Origin of the sequence: Streptomyces eurythermus (genome assembly GCF_014649115.1) — a bacterium.
GTDB lineage: Bacteria > Actinomycetota > Actinomycetes > Streptomycetales > Streptomycetaceae > Streptomyces > Streptomyces eurythermus.
The window spans coordinates 86,238-102,686 of the sequence record NZ_BMSK01000021.1 but is presented as its reverse complement, the minus strand read 5'-3'; the positions used below and the strand labels follow the sequence as shown (position 1 = coordinate 102,686).

Sequence of the window (16,449 nt, the reverse complement as noted above, 5' to 3'; positions counted from 1 at the left end):
GGTGGCGAAAGGTTCAGCCGGGTATGCCGGCGGCGAGCAGTTCCACGAAGCCGACGTCCTCGTGGGCGACACCGAACGCCTCGGCGCGCAGCAGGGTCCGCTCGGCCCAGGCGCGGTGCGGCTTCACCTCGTTCATCTTGTTCGTGTAGGCCGACCGCAGTACACCCCCGCCGCCGCGTTCGGGCCGCAGGATGTCCTGGGCGTCACTGAACTCCTCGTGACTGACCACGGAGAGCGCGTGCACGGGCAGGACGTGGGAGGGGTGGATGCAGGTCTTGCCGAGCAGACCGTTGGCCTGGTCCAGGGAGATCTCCCGGAGCAGCCCGTCCATGGCGTGGGCGATCAGCCGCTCGCGCAGCTCGGCGGCCTGCACCTGGAGGAAGGGGCTCTGCCGCAGCTGCGGCTTGAACATGCGCTCGGAGGCGCGGAAGTACTCCCAGACCGGGCCGGTGACGGTGAAACCGGTGCCGTCGGCCCGGCCGAGCATGTTCACGACGTCGGCGATCACGGAGGCGACTATCTGGACGTCGTAGGCGGTCATGTCGGGGGCCCGGCGCAGGCCGTACGAGGAGCAGAAGTCGGTGACGCCGAGGCGCAGGGCCAGCACCCGGTCGCGGTACTTGTCGACCGCGCGGGAGATGCCCTCCAGGGTCTCCACGCGCGACTCGCGGTACAGCAGCTCGGGCGACTCCAGGACCGGCATGGCGAACAGCCGCCGGCCGCCGGCGTGCTCGGCCGCCGTCAGGGCCTCCAGGAAGGGGATGCCGCGTTCCTCGGTGAACTTGGGCAGCACGAACCCGGACAGCAGGCGCCCGGCCGGGCCGAGACGGCGGACCAGGTCCGGTATCTGCTCGGGGGTGCGCACCCGGATGAACAGCAGCGGCGGCTCCGCCCCGGGCCGGGCGGCGAGGTCGGCGAACTGCCGGACGAGGTTCTCCTCGCCCGCCGCCACGTCCGCGTCGTCGATCGAGTCCTCCAGGCACAGCACCATCGAGACCACGCCCCTGCCCGCCTGCTTGACGATGTCGTCCGCGAGCCGGGGCCGGGTCGCCGGGCTGTAGAGCGTGGCACCCAGGGCCGCGGAGAGCAGCCTGGCCGGGGAGTCGGCGGTGAACGCGCACGGCTCCTGGTGGAAGAGGCGCTTCCGCACCTCGGGGGCAATGTGCCCGAAATGACGCATAGGACTCCCTTTGGACTCCGGCCACACCTCTGGGTTCGGTAAAGGGTGGCCGGTAATAGTACGTAGGGACCCATGGCGGAGGTTCCCCGTGGACATGAATTTCCGGTAACTCCCCCATGCCGGCGCCACGCCCCCCACATTGTCGTGACCAGGACCGAGAGGGCAGGATGACCGCATGACGCACGCGATGCTGAAGGGGTCGAACGTCCCGCTGGAGGCCGGCACGGTACGCGCCGTGCTGCGCTGGACACCTGGGCAGGGCGTCCCGGACGTGGATGTGTCGGCGCTGCTGCTCGGGCCCGACGGCCGTGTGCGCTCCGACGAGGACTTCGTCTTCTACAACCAGCCCCGGCACCCCTCCGGGAAGGTGTGGCGGCTGGGCAAGAAGCGGGTCGCCGAGGGGCTGACCGACACGATCCAGACAGACCTGACCGGGGTCGAGCCGGGCGTCTCCCGGATACTGCTGGTCGCCTCCGCCGACGGGGTCACCTTCGACCAGGTGCCGGCGCTGTGCATCCTGCTGTACGACGCGGGGGCCGCCGACGCCGAGCCGCTGGCCCGGTTCGACATCAAGCCGGAGACCGGGTCCGAGACGGCGCTGATCTGCGGTGAGCTGTACCGGCGCGGGGAGGGCTGGAAGTTCCGGGCCCTGGGCGAGGGCTACTCCAACGGGCTGAAGGGGCTCGCGACGGACTTCGGTATCTCGGTGGACGAGTCCGAGGCGGCGGAGGAGCCGCCGACGTCCGCCCTGCCGTTGCCTCCGGAGGTGCCGGCGTACGGGTATCCCCAGCCGGTACCGGTGCCGGTGCCGGCGGCTTCGGCGGGGGACGGGTACTTCCGGATGCCGCCTCAGGGGCCTCAGTTCATCGGGCGGTGAGCGGACGCGACCCGTTCACCCCTACGCCTTCGTCTTGTAGCCCCTGCCCCACTGGAGGCCCCAGCCGTAGAGGCGGTCCAGTTCGCCCTGGAAGCCGTAGACGAACTTCACCTCGCGGCGGACGATCATCTCGTCCTTGACGTTCTCCAGGAGGACGACGGCGCAGGAGCGGGCCTGGGGGTGGCGTTCGTCCAGGCCGATCTCGATGCGGGGGCCGTTGCTCGGGTAGAGGGTGACGACGGCCTGGGTACGGTCGAAGGCGGGCGTCTGGTCGTAGATGTAGACGAAGACCAGCAGCCGCTTTATGTCCTCGCGGTGGTCGAGGTTGACGTACATCGTCTCGCCGGAACCGGAGCCGAACCGGTCGTCGCCGCTGAGCTTGATGTACGGCGGTGCGTTGACGTCGCCGAGGTAGCCGCCGAGGGGCTGGACGACGCCCTTGGTGCCGTCGGCGAGTTCGTACAGGCAGCCCAGGTCGAGGTCGACGTTGACCATGCTCTGGCCGTGGCCGAGGATCTCCGGCGGCTTCAGCGCCTTGAAGGGGTGGCGCAGCAGGCTGGTGCGGGGGCCGGAGCCGAAGTCGGAGGTCCGCATCCGCCAGGTGAGGTTGACGCGCAGATTGCCGGTGGCCGCGCCCTGCTTGGTCAGGGACACCGTCGGGTGCCGCCTGGTCAGCTCGATGGCGTTGGTGGCCGCGTTGCCCGAGTCGAAGGCCGCGGCGCGCCCGCCGAGCAGTCCGTCGAAGAAACCCATTCCCGCCCCCAGGTACCTGTTGTGACACCGACGGGGCGGCCGACCGCGTCGGCCGCCCCGTTCGAAGCGTTCCTCACCGGCGGGGGTGTCACACCCCGGAGGAGACCTCTGCCTTCGCGTCGCTGCCCTCGCCCGCGGCGGCCAGGGCGCGGTTGCGGCGGACCGAGGAGAGGAAGGACGCGAGGATCAGGATCACGCCGATGGAGCCGGTGATGACCTCGTGGATCTCGTACTGGATGGTGATCAGCAGGACCACGGCGAGGGCGCCGATGGCGTAGTGGGCGCCGTGCTCCAGGTACACGTAGTCGTCGAGGGTGCCCTGGCGGACCAGGTAGACGGTCAGTGAACGGACGTACATGGCGCCGATGCCGAGGCCCAGGGCCATCAGGACGATGTCGTTGGTGACGGCGAAGGCGCCGATCACGCCGTCGAAGGAGAAGGACGCGTCCAGGACCTCCAGGTAGAGGAACATGAAGAACGCGGCCTGGCCGGCCAGGACGATCGCGGGCTTCTTCCTGCCGCTGCGGGCCGCCTCTTCCTCCTGCTCGTGCTCGCGCTCCTCCTCTTCCTCCAGCTTGTCCTCGAAGTAGCCGGAGAGACCGCCGACGATCATGTAGGTGATCAGGCCGGCGATGCCGGAGATCAGCACCGTCTGGGCCTTGTCGGCGTGGATACCGCCGTGCTGGTGGGCGTGGGTGGCGACGGTGAAGGACGTGATCAGCAGGACGACCAGGGCGATGCAGACCGACAGCATGTCGACCTTGCCGAGCTTGGCCAGGGGCCGCTCGAGCCAGCGCAGCCACTGGATGTCCCGGTCCTCGAAGATGAAGTCGAGGAAGATCATCAGCAGGAACATGCCACCGAACGCGGCGATCGCCGGGTGGGCGTCGGTCACCAGCTGCTCGTAGCGTTCCTTGTTGTTGATCGCGAGGTCGACGGCCTCGATCGGGCCCATCTTGGCGCTGATGGCGACGATGACGACGGGGAAGACCAGCCGCATGCCGAACACGGCGATGAGCACACCGACGGTGAGGAAGATCTTCTGCCAGAAGGGGCTCATCTTCTTCAGGATTCCGGCGTTGACCACGGCGTTGTCGAAGGACAACGAGATCTCCAGGATGGCCAGGATCGCCACGACCCCGAAGCCGGTCCACCCCCCGTAGAACGCCGCCGCGATCAGACCGAGCACGGTGATCGCGAAGGACCATCCGAAGGTTTTGAGAAGCACTGGCTACCCCATCATCTGTTGAGGCCCCTCCCGGACGAATTCCGGGGAGAGTTCTCCCCCGCGCCGTACGCGGCTTTACGAAACGTTGACTCCGAAGTCTAGAGCGATGCCCCGCAGGCCCGACGCGTACCCCTGACCGACCGCCCGGAACTTCCACTCGCCCTGGTGCCGGTACAGCTCGCCGAAGATCATCGCGGTTTCGGTGGAGGCGTCCTCGCTGAGGTCGTAGCGGGCCAGTTCCTGGCCGTCGGCCTGGTTGACCACGCGGATGAAGGCGTTGGAGACCTGGCCGAAGGTCTGGCCGCGCTCGTCCGCCATGTGGATGGAGACCGGGAAGATGATCTTCTCGCAGTGGAGCGGGACCTTGGCGAGGTCCACCAGGATCGACTCGTCGTCGCCGTCGCCCTCACCGGTGAGGTTGTCGCCGGTGTGCTCCACCGAGCCGTCGGGACTCTTGAGCTGGTTGTAGAACACGAACCAGTCGTCGCCCAGCACCCGGTTGCCGGCGCCGCACAGCAGCGCGCTGGCGTCCAGGTCGAAGGGGGCACCGGTGGTGGAGCGCGCGTCCCAGCCGAGCCCGATCATGACGTTGGTGAGGTTCGGTGCCGCCTTGGAGAGGGAGACATTGCCTCCCTTGGCGAGCGTGACGCCCATGCTGATCCTCCCCTGCTGGTGCTTCCCTGGTTCTCCTGCGCGTCCGGCGCCGCCCGTAAACGGTGCGGCGCCGGACACTGCGGGTGTCGTTACGCTGCCGGGATCAGACGTTGACGCCGAAGTCCTGCGCGATGCCGCGCAGCCCGGAGGCGTAGCCCTGGCCGATGGCGCGGAACTTCCACTCCGTGCCGTGGCGGTACAGCTCGCCGAAGACCATGGCGGTCTCGGTGGAGGCGTCCTCGCTCAGGTCGTAGCGGGCGATCTCCGCGCCGCCGGCCTGGTTGACGACGCGGATGAAGGCGTTGCGGACCTGGCCGAAGGACTGCTGGCGGTTCTCGGCGTCGTAGATCGACACCGGGAACACGATCTTGTCGACGTCGGCCGGGACACCGGCCAGGTTCACCTTGATCTGCTCGTCGTCGCCCTCGCCCTCACCGGTGAGGTTGTCACCGGTGTGCTCCACCGAGCCGTCGGGGCTCTTGAGGTTGTTGAAGAAGACGAAGTGCTGGTCGCTGATGACCTTGCCGGCGTTGTTCAGCAGCAGCGCGCTCGCGTCGAGGTCGAAGTCGGTACCGGTCGTGGTCCGCACGTCCCACCCCAGACCGACGATGACCGCGGTCAGGCCCGGGGCCTCCTTCGTCAGCGATACGTTGCCGCCCTTGCTGAGGCTGACTCCCACGGGTCCTCCATGTGGTGTTCAGGGGCGGGGAGCCCCGTCGTGCTTCGGATATGGGATCAACGTGCCGATCCTAGTGACGGGTTCCCGCCCGCCGCGCAGCTCGGGCCGAGGAAACCCAGGTGTCGGCCCGCGTGGCTCACAGAGCGTCGAGCGCCTTCACGTAGTCGCCGAGGTCACGGGCGTCCGGCAGGCCGTTGACCACGGTCCACCGCACGACGCCCTCCTTGTCGATGATGAAGGTGCCCCGGACGGCGCAGCCCTTGTCCTCGTCGAAGACGCCGTAGGCGCGCGAGACGTTGCCGTGCGGCCAGAAGTCGCTCAGCAGCGGGTACTCCAGGCCCTCCTGCTCGGCGAAGACGCGCAGGGTGGGGACGGAGTCGTTGGAGACGGCGAGCAGCTGGGTGTCGCGGTCCGTGAACTTCGGCAGGTTGTCACGCAGCTCGCACAGCTCGCCGGTGCACACGCCGGTGAAGGCGAAGGGGTAGAAGAGCAGGACCACGTTCTTCTCGCCGCGGAAGTCCGAGAGCTTCACGCTCCGGCCGTGGTTGTCCTTGAGCTCGAAGTCGGGTGCCTTGTCGCCGACCTGGATCGCCATCGTCGTGCATCCCTTCGGGGGACTGTTCGGGTGGAAGTGACGCGTGAGCGCGCACCGGCGCTCGGGTCCACCCTACGCAGCGGTCACCGAGGGGTTCACGGCGGCCGGGCCGGGCCCCGATGAAGGCCCGGCCCGGCCGGCGGTCGGCTCAGACGGTCACCGCTTGGACTTGGCGGCCTTGGGCGTCGCCAGGCGCGAGCCGCTCCAGTCCTTGCCGACGCTGACGCTCTTCGACGCCGTCAGGCCGGCCGTCGTGGCGGCGTCCTGGATGTCGCTCGGTTCCACATACCCGTCACGGCCGGTCTTCGGCGTGAAGAGCAGGATGGCGCCGCCTTCCTCGATGTACGTGGTGGCATCCACCAGCGCATCCGTCAGGTCGCCGTCGTCGTCACGGAACCACAGCACAACGGCGTCGGCCACGTCGTCGTAGTCCTCGTCCACGAGGTCAGTCCCGGTGACCTCCTCGATGGCCTCGCGGAGCTCCTGATCGACGTCGTCGTCGTAGCCGATCTCCTGGACCACCTGCCCGGGCTGGAACCCCAGCCTGGCGGCAGGGTTCGTCCGCTCCTCCGCGTGGTCCGCGGTCGCGCTCACGGGTTGCCTCCTGATCATGTCTTTGTTGAGTATCTCAGCCACGCGCGTGCGCGAAGCATTGGCCGTAGTCCACACGGGCGGGACGGATCGCGCAAGTACCCGGCCGTCGGGACCGTCGAAACGGTGACGATCCCGGCCGTGTCGTCGCAACTCCTGGCACCGTATCGCGCTTTTCCCCTACCCACATCACGCCGGTGTGCCCGGTTTGCACCGTTCGGAATCATCCTGGGTTACGTCGCTCGAACAATTTTGCCAAGCACGTCACACCCCGGGCGTATCGTTGCGTTTTGACCGGTGGTGCGCCGGCGGAGACGACCGTGGAGATGACGTACGCGTTCCCCAGGTACACGATGGGGAACGGTGCAGGCAGCTGTTAACGAGAACTGGCCCTCCGACAGGTAAGGAACAGCGTGGCTTCCGGATCCGATCGCAACCCGATCATCATTGGCGGCCTTCCGAGTCAGGTCCCCGACTTCGATCCCGAAGAGACCCGGGAGTGGCTCGACTCCCTGGACGCCGCCGTCGACGAGCGCGGCCGGGAGCGGGCCCGCTATCTCATGCTGCGCCTGATCGAGCGGGCCCGCGAGAGGCGCGTGGCCGTGCCCGAGATGCGCAGCACGGACTACGTCAACACGATCCCCACCAAGAGCGAGCCGTTCTTCCCCGGCAACGAGGAGATCGAGCGCCGGATCCTGAACGCCACCCGCTGGAACGCGGCCGTCATGGTCTCCCGCGCCCAGCGCCCGGGCATCGGCGTCGGCGGCCACATCGCCACCTTCGCCTCCTCCGCCTCGCTCTACGACGTCGGCTTCAACCACTTCTTCCGCGGCAAGGACGAGGGCGACGGCGGCGACCAGGTCTTCTTCCAGGGCCACGCCTCCCCCGGCATCTACGCCCGCGCCTATCTGCTCGACCGGCTCACCGCCGAGCAGCTCGACGGCTTCCGCCAGGAGAAGTCGAAGTACCCGGACGGCCTGTCCAGCTACCCGCACCCGCGCTCGATGCCGGACTTCTGGGAGTTCCCGACGGTCTCCATGGGCCTCGGCCCGCTCTCGGCGATCTACCAGGCGCGGATGAACCGCTATATGCAGGCGCGCGGCATCGCCGACACCTCGCGCTCGCACGTGTGGGCGTTCCTCGGCGACGGCGAGATGGACGAGCCCGAGTCGCTCGGCCAGCTCACCCTGGCCGCCCGCGAGGGCCTGGACAACCTGACCTTCGTGGTCAACTGCAACCTCCAGCGCCTCGACGGCCCGGTGCGCGGCAACGGAAAGATCATCCAGGAGCTGGAGTCGGTCTTCCGGGGCGCCGGGTGGAACGTGATCAAGCTGATCTGGGACCGCTCCTGGGACCCGCTGCTCGCGCAGGACCGGGACGGCATCCTCGTCAACAAGATGAACACGACCCCGGACGGCCAGTTCCAGACGTACGCCACCGAGTCCGGGGCCTACATCCGCGAGCACTTCTTCGGCGACGACCACCGGCTGCGCGCGATGGTCGAGAACATGACCGACGACCAGATCCTGCACCTGGGCCGCGGCGGACACGACCACCGCAAGATCTACGCCGCGTTCAAGGCGGCCAAGGAGCACAAGGGCCAGCCGACGGTCATCCTGGCCAAGACGGTCAAGGGCTGGACGCTGGGCCCGAACTTCGAGGGCCGCAACGCCACGCACCAGATGAAGAAGCTGACGGTCGACGACCTCAAGCGCTTTAGGGACCGGCTGCACCTGCCGATCTCCGACCGGGAGCTGGAGTCCGGCCTGCCGCCGTACTACCACCCGGGCCGGGACTCGGAGGAGATCCAGTACATGCACGACCGCCGCCGGTCGCTCGGCGGTTACGTCCCGACGCGTGTCGTGCGCTCGGAGCCGCTCGCCCTGCCGGACGACAAGGCGTACGCGACCGTGAAGAAGGGCACGGGCCAGCAGTCCATCGCGACGACCATGGCCTTCGTCCGGCTCCTGAAGGACCTCATGCGGGACAAGGAGATCGGCAGGCGGTTCGTGCTGATCGCGCCGGACGAGTACCGCACGTTCGGCATGGACTCCTTCTTCCCGAGCGCGAAGATCTACAACCCGCTGGGCCAGCAGTACGAGGCGGTGGACCGCGAGCTGCTGCTGGCGTACAAGGAGTCGCCGACCGGCCAGATGCTGCACGACGGCATCTCCGAGGCGGGCTGCACGGCCTCGCTGATGGCCGCGGGCTCGGCGTACGCCACGCACGGCGAGCCGCTGATCCCGGTGTACGTCTTCTACTCGATGTTCGGTTTCCAGCGCACCGGCGACCAGTTCTGGCAGATGGCCGACCAGCTGGCGCGCGGATTCGTCCTGGGCGCGACCGCCGGCCGTACGACCCTGACCGGCGAGGGTCTCCAGCACGCGGACGGCCACTCCCAGCTGCTGGCCTCCACCAACCCGGCGTGCGTGGCCTACGACCCGGCGTACGCCTACGAGATCGCGCACATCGTCCAGGACGGCCTGCGCCGGATGTACGGCGGCTCGCCCGAGCACCCGCACGGCGAGGACGTCTTCTACTACCTCACCGTCTACAACGAGCCCATCCAGCACCCGGCCGAACCGCCGAACGTGGACGTCGAGGGCATCGTCAAGGGCATCCACAAGATCGGCGAGGCCACCGGCGGCGCCGTCCCGGCGCAGATCATGGCCTCCGGCGTGGCGGTCCCCTGGGCCCTGGAGGCGCAGCGGATCCTGGCCGAGGAGTGGAACGTCCGGGCGGACGTGTGGTCGGCGACCTCCTGGAACGAGCTGCGCCGCGAGGCCGTGGACTGCGAGCGGCACAACCTGCTGCATCCGGAGGAGGAGCAGCGGGTGCCGTTCGTGACGCGCAAGCTCGGCGGCGCGGAGGGACCGTTCGTGGCCGTGTCCGACTGGATGCGATCGGTTCCGGACCAGATCGCGCGCTGGGTGCCCGGACCGTACCAGTCCCTGGGCGCAGACGGGTTCGGCTTCGCCGACACCCGGGGCGCCGCGCGCCGCTTCTTCCACATCGACGCCCAGTCGATCGTGGTGGCGGTGCTGACGGAACTGGCGCGGGAGGGGAAGGTCGACCGGTCCGTGCTGAAGCAGGCCATCGACCGGTACCGGCTGCTGGATGTCTCGGCGGCGGACCCGGGAGTGGCCGGGGGCGACGCGTAGCCTCCCCCACTCTCGGCTTCGGCCGACAGGGGGTCGTGGGGAAGGTGCGGGCCGGTGGCCCGCGCCGTTCCCCGCGCCCCTTACGGGGCGCTCCCCTTACGGCTTTTTTACCATTGCGCCATGGAGCAGCTGTCCGCGCAGGCGCGGTGGGAGCGGTTCACCGAACGGCCGTTGTTGGGGCTCGCGGTGGCCTTCGCCGTCGCTTACGCGGTGCCCATCGTGGACGCCTCGGCCGGGCGGTCCCTGACGGCCCTGTGCACGGGGGTCGAGTGGGTGGTGTGGGGGGCGTTCGCCCTGGACTACCTGGTCCGGCTGGCGCTCGCCCCGCACCGGAAGACGTTCGTACGGCGGCACTGGCCCGACCTGTGCGCGGTCGTCCTGCCGGCGCTGCAACCGCTGCGGCTGCTGCGGCTGGTGTCGACGCTGCTGCTGGTGGGCCGGCGGGCGCGGATGGCTCCGCAGATCCGGCTGACCACGTATGTCGTCGGGGCCGTGATCGGCCTTCTGATGTTCGGCTCGCTGGCCGTGCTGTCCGTGGAACGCGAGTCACCGCGCGGGAACATCCGGACGCTGGGTGACGCGGTGTGGTGGTCCTTTACGACGATGACGACCGTGGGGTACGGCGATCACGCGCCGACGACGGGCCTGGGGCGGATGATCGCGGTCGGGCTGATGCTGTCCGGGATCGCCCTGCTCGGTGTCGTCACCGCGAACATCGCCGCCTGGTTCATCTCACGGTTCGAGAAGGACGACGTGGAGGAGCGGCGGCAGACGGAGGCCATCGCCGCGCTGGCCGAGGAGGTGCGGTTGCTGCGCGCCGAGGTGGCACGGCTGACGGAGGCGGAGCCTCGAAGGGGCGCGGAGGGCCGCGCGGTCAGCGCCGGCCCGCCCGCGCCCGGCAACGAGCCGCGGGCCCCCCAGGCCGACAGGGCCTAGAGGAGGCCGTTGCCCCAGGTCGCCGCGCCCGCGAGGGCTATGGCGGCGAGCAGGGTGTCGATGGCGCCCAGGACCAGGGCCACCAGCGCCGGTACATTGCGTTCGCCGGACCAGCTGCGGCCCATGGACTGCCAGCCGCAGAAGATCGCGACGGGACCGAGGACGATCCCCAGCGCGAAGAAGCCGGCCACCGCGCAGATGGCGCCGATGATCCCGAGCGTCGCGCGGTCCGGCCCGGTGTGTGACCACGTCCGGCCACGCGACCGGGGGTACCCGCGTGTTCCGTGCCCGAAGCCAGCCATCATCAACTCCCTGAGGCATCTGGACAGTTCGGCTTCACGGTGCGAGTACCCCGGTTGCGCCGGAGCAGACCGGGCGCGCTGTCCCCCTCCGACAGCGCGCGCCGCGGCCCGGTGGTCCTCCCATGTCCTGCGGAGGAGTTGACCCACTGTGACCTGCGGCGCGCGCCGGGAGCCAGCGATCTTGAGCGGAGTCACCCTGATAGGCGAACTCCGCCCGGAGGAGGCCGTCAGATGTGGCCCACGCCCGCGCCCGCCTCCGCGTTCGCGCCGCGCTTGGTGAGCAGCGCGACGAGGACGGCGACCGCGGCCACGCCCGCCGCCACGAGGGAGGCGAGGCTCATGCCGTCGATGAAGGTGTGGTGGGCCACCTCGGTGATCTTCTCGGCTATGGGTGCCGGGGTGCCCTTGGTCACCGGCGCGACGCCCTGCTGGACCGCCTCGGCCGCCTGGTGCAGCTGCTGCGGGGGCAGCTTCGGCAGCCCGGCGTCCGCCCAGTTGTCGCCGAGGGTGTGGTCGACCTTGGAGGCCATCACCGCGCCCAGCACGGCCGTGCCGAGGCTGCCGCCGATCTGCATGGCCGCCTGCTGGAGTCCGCCCGCGACACCGGACAGCTCCATCGGGGCGTTGCCCACGATGACCTCCGTGGCGCCGACCATCACCGGGGCGAGGCCGAGGCCGAGCAGGGCGAACCAGACGGACATCAGGCCGCTGCCGGTGTTCTCCTCCAGCGTGGACATGCCGTACATGGCGATCGCGGTGACGGCCATGCCGCCCGCCAGCGGGATCCGCGGGCCGGCCTTGGTGATGAGGGCACCGGCCAGCGGGGAGCCGACGATCATCATGCCGGTCAGCGGCAGCAGGTGCAGGCCCGCGTCGATCGGGCTCATGCCGTGGACGTTCTGCAGATAGAAGGTGACGAAGAACAGGCCGCCCATGAAGGCGATGGCCATGAGCACCATCAGGACGACACCCGCGGACAGCGCGACCGAGCGGAACAGCGCCAGCGGGATCAGCGGCTCCTTCACCCGCTTCTCCCAGACGGCGAACAGAGCGAAGCCGACCACCGAGGCGACGAGGAACAGCCAGGTCTTGCCGTTGCCCCAGCCCCAGGCCGGGGCCTTGATCAGGGCCCAGACCAGGCAGAACATCGCGCCCGAGAGCAGGGCGATGCCGAGCAGGTCGAAGGAGCGCGGGGCGTTCTCGGCGCGGTGGTCGAGCAGGATCAGCAGGCCCAGCAGCAGGGCGAGGGCGCCGACCGGCACGTTGATGAAGAACACCGACTGCCAGTTGACGTGCTCGACGAGGACACCGCCGAGGATCGGGCCGCCGGCGGTGGAGGCGCCGATGACCATGCCCCAGATGCCGATCGCCATGTTGAGCTTCTCGGCCGGGAAGGTCGCGCGCAGCAGGCCGAGTGCGGCCGGCATCAGCAGCGCGCCGAACAGGCCCTGGAAGACACGGAAGGTGACGACCGCGGCGATGCTGTCCGACAGTCCGATGGCACCGGAGGCGGCGGCGAAGCCGGTGACGCCGATCAGGAACGTCTGCCGGTGGCCGAAGCGGTCGCCGAGCTTGCCGGCGGTGATCAGGGAGACCGCGAGCGCCAGGAAGTAGGCGTTGGTGATCCACTGCAGCTGCGCCCAGCTGGCGTGCAGGTCCTTGCCGATGGCCGGGTTGGCGATGGCCACGATGGTGCCGTCGAGGGCCACCATCATGACCCCTACGGCGACGGTGATCAGCGTGAGCCACGGGTGGCCGCGCAGGCCCGCGGCCGGCCGCGGCCCGGACGGGGCGGCCGGTGCGTCGTCCCCCGGCCCCGTCGCGTCGATGGTGGTCTGACTAGTCATACACTCAGGTTAGTGACAGCCACTGACAGTTGACAAACCAATTCACTAGTCGGTTACTGACACGAAAAATGGGGGTCAAGTCAGGGCCGGACGGAGGTTCGCCCGCGTTCACAGGAGAGTGGCCATGGAGACGCTGCGCGAGCGGAAGAAGCGGCGTACACGGGAATCACTGCTGCGGGCCGCTCTCGAACTGTTCACCACGCAGGGCTACGAGCGCACCACCGTCGACGAGATCGCCGAAGCCGTCGACGTCTCGCAGCGCACCTTCTTCCGTTACTTCGCGGGCAAGGAGGACGTGGCCTTCGCGGTCCAGGACATGGCGGAGGCGGCGTTCGTGGCGGCCGTACGGGCGCGCCCGCCGCACGAGACGCCGATGCGGGCCCTGCGCCAGGCGTTCCTGGAGAGCTGGGACGAGATGCGCGAGACCGTCGAGTCGGTCGTACCGGTCGAGCTGCACCTGAGCATGTACCGCACGATCGAGGCCGAGCCCGCGCTGCTCGCCGCCCGGCTGCGCCGGCTGGCCGCGATGGAGGAGACCCTCGCGCGGGTGCTGGCCGAGCGGGAGGGCGTCGACGTGGACGGCGACCCCCGGCCCCGGCTGGCCGTGTCCGTGTTCGGCGGGGTGATGCGCGTCACCGAACGGCAGTGGTGCACGAGCGAGGACCCCGGGCCCGAGCTGATCCGGACGCTCACCACGTCGTACCTCGATCAGGTGGGTTCGGCGCTGACCGGAAACTGGCGGAGCACCTGAGATCGTTGGCAGATCGCCGACTCCCTCACCACCGCCCGCCGAAACGTGATCCCCGTCACTCGGTTACCCCGAGACCCGCTCGCTCTCCTAGGGTGTCCTCCCAGTGACTTCCTTCGACACCTCCCCACAGCTCAGCATCTGGCGCGCCCTGCTGGCGCTGGCCGTGGTGTTCGTGATGCTCGCGACCACCGGCTGGACCGCCCTGCGCACCCACCGGGAGTCGTCGGCGCTCGCGGCCTCCCTCGCCGAGTGGCGCCACGGTCACCTGCACGGCCTGCGCCTGCCGGACCCCGACGCCGCCCCCACCCGGCTCGCCCGCTTCTTCGGCTCGCTCACCCCGGGCGACCGCGACCGGCTGGCCCGCCGCTACCCGCTCGCGGTCGGCAACATGAACGGCGCGCCGGTCTCCCTGCGCTACCGGGCCAACCACATCGCGGTGGACCAGGCCCGCAAGACCGAGCGCGCCCGCATGCACGACAGCCGGCTCAGCACCGCGGGCCAGCAGGACGCGGGCCGGCGGATGCACCGCTACGAGTCCCTGCTGAGCGACGGCCGGCAGATCCTGGCCTTCGACCCCGAGGGCTCCGGCCGGATCGCCGAGGTGTTCGGCGACCTCGGCGCGGCCCGGCGGATCTCGGTCGTCGTCCCCGGCGTCGACACCGACCTGCTCACCTTCCAGCGCACCAGCCGCCCCTACAGCGCCCCGGTCGGCATGGCCAAGGCGCTCTACGCGGCCGAGCGCGCGGCGCGCCCCTCGACCCGTACCGCGGTGATCGCCTGGGCCGACTACACCTCCCCCGACGGACTCGGGGTCGACGCGGCCACCGGACTGCGCGCCGAGGAGGGCGCCGTACGGCTGAACGCGCTGCTGCGGGCCCTGCCCGGCCGGGCCCCGGTGTCGATGTTCTGTCACAGCTACGGCTCGGTGCTGTGCGGGGTGGCCGCGCGCGGCATGCCCCGCCGGGTCGCCGACCTGGCGGTGGCCGCGAGCCCCGGCATGCGCGCCGCCAGCGCCGCCGACCTCGGCACGACGGCCCGGGTGTGGGCCATGCGGGACGCCAGCGACTGGGTGCGCGATGTGCCCTACCTGGAGCTGGGCGGCCTCGGCCACGGCGCCGACCCGGTGTCCGCCGGGTTCGGCGCGCGGGTGCTGTCCGCCCGGGACGCCGAGGGTCACAGCGGTTACTTCCAGCCGGGCACGGACAGCCTGCGCAATCTCGCCGACGTCGGGGTGGGCGCGTACAGCGAGGTGACGTGCGCACGGGAGGACGATGCGTGCCGGTCCGGTCTGTCCGGCACGCCGACGGCCCAACGCGCGTAGAAACAGCAGGAAGTGCGGTCCGCGAGGGTGGCGACGGAGGGACACGTGCCGCATACGATGAGCCGCATGGGTGACGTACTGGCGGGATTTCATGCCGTCTGGGAGTTCGAGTCCGACTCCGTGCTCATCCGTTACGAACGGGGGATTCGAACACCCAAGCTGTTCCAGGCGCTGGGCGAGCGCCGGATCCCGCTGGCCGCGGTCGAGGGCGTGACGCTCGGCCCGGGCCGGCGCGGGACGGTCGTCCTGCGCCTGCGGCCGCGCCCCGGCGCCGATCCGCTGATGGAGGCGGCCGACGGGCAGCTGAAGGAGGGCTCCGACCCCTACCGGCTGGTGCTGCCGGCCGAGCGGGAGACCCTCGCCGAGTACTACGCCGACGAGCTGAAGGGGCTGCTCACCGAGTCCGGCCCCGCCGACCGGCACCTGGTCGCGGCGCCCGAGGCACCCCTGCAGTTCAAGGCCTACGACGGCAAGGCGTCCTTCGACGGGACGTCCGTGCAGTTCCGCTGGTCCTGGACGGGGGCGTCCTCGACGAAGTGGAAGGCCGGCGACCAGAGCTTCGCGGTGGCCGAGCTGAGCGGGGTGGAGTGGCGCTCGCCGGAGGTCTTCGAGGGCCATCTGCGGCTGATCCGGCGGTCGGCCGGCCCGGCGGCGCCCGCGCAGCCCGACCAGGACCCGGCGGCCGTCGTCTTCGGGCTGGGCTACGGCCCGGTGCACGAGTCGCTGCCGTTCGCCGCGGCGGTCCTGGCCGCCGTGCGCACCCGGGGACCGGTGCCCGCGCTACCGGCCCCGGCCCGGCGCGACCCCGCCGACATCGCCGAACGGATCCGCCACCTCGGCGAACTCCACCAGGCCGGCCTGGTCACCGACGAGGAGTTCTCCACCAAGAAGGCGGAACTACTCGCCGAACTGTGACCGCCCGGCCGACTCCCTCGTCCGACACGACGGACCGGCAGACCCTGCGGAACGGCCGGGCACACCGGACGGCCGAGCCCGCCGGACGGCGGGGCGCGCCGGACGGCGGGGCGCGCCGGACAGCCGGGCGCGCCAGGCAGTCAGCCCCGGCGGACGGCGGACCCGCCAGGCGGTCGGCCCACCTACAACCGGGCGGCGAGTCCCAGCCAGCCCCACCGGACCGCGGGGCACGCCGGACGGCTGACCCCACCCGAAAACCAGCCCCACCGAGCGGTCGGCCACATTGGACGACCAGCCCCGCCGAGCGGCCGAGCTCACCGGAGGGTAAGGACTCACCGGACAACCAACCCCACCAGGCGGCCGAACCCGCCGGACAGCCGGGCGCGCCGGACAGCCGGGCACGCCAGGCAATCAGCCCCGGCAGGCGGTCGGCCCATCTACAGCCGGGCGGCGAGTCCCAGCCAGCCCCACCGGACCGCGGGGCACGCCGGACGGCTGACCCCACCCGAAAACCAGCCCCACCGAGCGGTCGGCCGCATTGGACGACCAGCCCCGCCGAGCGGCCGAGCTCACCGGAGGGTAAGGACTCACCGGACAACCAACCCCACCAGGCGGCCGAACCCGCCGGACGGCCGGACGCGTCGGGCAGCCGGGCACGC

15 protein-coding genes are annotated in these 16,449 nt (G+C 70.3%); 6 read left to right on the top strand and 9 right to left on the bottom strand.

The window, feature by feature from the left end; all coding sequences use genetic code 11:
• Nucleotides 1–13: 13 nt before the first annotated feature.
• Nucleotides 14–1,180 (bottom strand): HpcH/HpaI aldolase/citrate lyase family protein, encoded by a 1,167-nt coding sequence (locus tag IE251_RS32880; RefSeq protein ID WP_189756596.1) that lies wholly within the window; start codon nucleotides 1,178–1,180, stop codon nucleotides 14–16.
• A 175-nt stretch (nucleotides 1,181–1,355) separates the two neighbouring features.
• Between IE251_RS32880 and IE251_RS32875 the strand changes: the two genes are divergently transcribed.
• Nucleotides 1,356–2,057 (top strand): TerD family protein, encoded by a 702-nt coding sequence (locus IE251_RS32875; RefSeq protein ID WP_189756595.1) that lies wholly within the window; start codon nucleotides 1,356–1,358, stop codon nucleotides 2,055–2,057.
• Nucleotides 2,058–2,078: 21 nt separating this feature from the next.
• On the opposite strand, the gene IE251_RS32870 is transcribed toward IE251_RS32875, so the two are convergent.
• The 6 genes from IE251_RS32870 to IE251_RS32845 form a co-directional block, all read right to left on the bottom strand.
• Nucleotides 2,079–2,810, bottom strand: a complete 732-nt coding sequence (locus tag IE251_RS32870; protein WP_189756594.1) for a TerD family protein — start codon at nucleotides 2,808–2,810, stop codon at nucleotides 2,079–2,081.
• An 88-nt stretch (nucleotides 2,811–2,898) separates the two neighbouring features.
• The gene (locus tag IE251_RS32865) at nucleotides 2,899–4,038 is read right to left on the bottom strand and encodes a DUF475 domain-containing protein (protein WP_189756593.1); all 1,140 of its coding nucleotides are present in this window, start codon (nucleotides 4,036–4,038) and stop codon (nucleotides 2,899–2,901) included.
• A gap of 75 nt (nucleotides 4,039–4,113) precedes the next feature.
• On the bottom strand, nucleotides 4,114–4,692 hold the full coding sequence (locus tag IE251_RS32860; RefSeq protein WP_189756592.1) for a TerD family protein: 579 nt from the start codon (nucleotides 4,690–4,692) through the stop codon (nucleotides 4,114–4,116).
• Between the two features lie 103 nt (nucleotides 4,693–4,795).
• Complete coding sequence (locus tag IE251_RS32855) at nucleotides 4,796–5,371, bottom strand: TerD family protein (RefSeq protein ID WP_030776832.1); 576 nt, start codon at nucleotides 5,369–5,371, stop codon at nucleotides 4,796–4,798.
• A gap of 136 nt (nucleotides 5,372–5,507) precedes the next feature.
• On the bottom strand, nucleotides 5,508–5,966 hold the full coding sequence (locus IE251_RS32850; protein WP_030776834.1) for a peroxiredoxin: 459 nt from the start codon (nucleotides 5,964–5,966) through the stop codon (nucleotides 5,508–5,510).
• Nucleotides 5,967–6,122: 156 nt separating this feature from the next.
• Complete coding sequence (locus IE251_RS32845; RefSeq protein ID WP_030776836.1) at nucleotides 6,123–6,560, bottom strand: DUF3052 domain-containing protein; 438 nt, start codon at nucleotides 6,558–6,560, stop codon at nucleotides 6,123–6,125.
• 410 nt (nucleotides 6,561–6,970) lie between these two features.
• On the opposite strand from IE251_RS32845, the gene aceE reads away from it, so the two are divergent.
• Together aceE and IE251_RS32835 are read left to right on the top strand one after the other, a co-directional pair.
• A complete protein-coding gene (aceE, locus tag IE251_RS32840) occupies nucleotides 6,971–9,718 on the top strand; it encodes a pyruvate dehydrogenase (acetyl-transferring), homodimeric type (protein ID WP_189756591.1) in 2,748 nt (915 codons plus the stop codon).
• A 120-nt stretch (nucleotides 9,719–9,838) separates the two neighbouring features.
• The gene (locus IE251_RS32835) at nucleotides 9,839–10,654 is read left to right on the top strand and encodes a potassium channel family protein (RefSeq protein WP_189756590.1); all 816 of its coding nucleotides are present in this window, start codon (nucleotides 9,839–9,841) and stop codon (nucleotides 10,652–10,654) included.
• Here the strand turns inward: IE251_RS32835 and IE251_RS32830 are convergent.
• Together IE251_RS32830 and IE251_RS32825 are read right to left on the bottom strand one after the other, a co-directional pair.
• Nucleotides 10,651–10,959: a hypothetical protein gene (locus IE251_RS32830; protein ID WP_063766405.1), complete on the bottom strand. Its 309-nt coding sequence runs from the start codon at nucleotides 10,957–10,959 to the stop codon at nucleotides 10,651–10,653. The two genes, IE251_RS32835 and IE251_RS32830, sit on opposite strands and share 4 nt — an antisense overlap.
• A gap of 224 nt (nucleotides 10,960–11,183) precedes the next feature.
• Nucleotides 11,184–12,803, bottom strand: coding sequence for an MFS transporter (locus IE251_RS32825; RefSeq protein ID WP_189756589.1), 1,620 nt, complete (start codon nucleotides 12,801–12,803; stop codon nucleotides 11,184–11,186).
• Nucleotides 12,804–12,927: 124 nt separating this feature from the next.
• Here IE251_RS32825 and IE251_RS32820 point away from each other — a divergent pair, with 124 nt between their 5' ends.
• From IE251_RS32820 to IE251_RS32810, 3 genes are all read left to right on the top strand, one after another.
• Nucleotides 12,928–13,554: a TetR/AcrR family transcriptional regulator gene (locus IE251_RS32820; protein ID WP_189756588.1), complete on the top strand. Its 627-nt coding sequence runs from the start codon at nucleotides 12,928–12,930 to the stop codon at nucleotides 13,552–13,554.
• 103 nt (nucleotides 13,555–13,657) lie between these two features.
• Nucleotides 13,658–14,875: an alpha/beta hydrolase gene (locus IE251_RS32815; RefSeq protein WP_189756587.1), complete on the top strand. Its 1,218-nt coding sequence runs from the start codon at nucleotides 13,658–13,660 to the stop codon at nucleotides 14,873–14,875.
• 66 nt (nucleotides 14,876–14,941) lie between these two features.
• On the top strand, nucleotides 14,942–15,790 hold the full coding sequence (locus IE251_RS32810; protein WP_189756586.1) for a DUF4429 domain-containing protein: 849 nt from the start codon (nucleotides 14,942–14,944) through the stop codon (nucleotides 15,788–15,790).
• The last annotated feature ends 659 nt before the right edge of the window (nucleotides 15,791–16,449 follow it).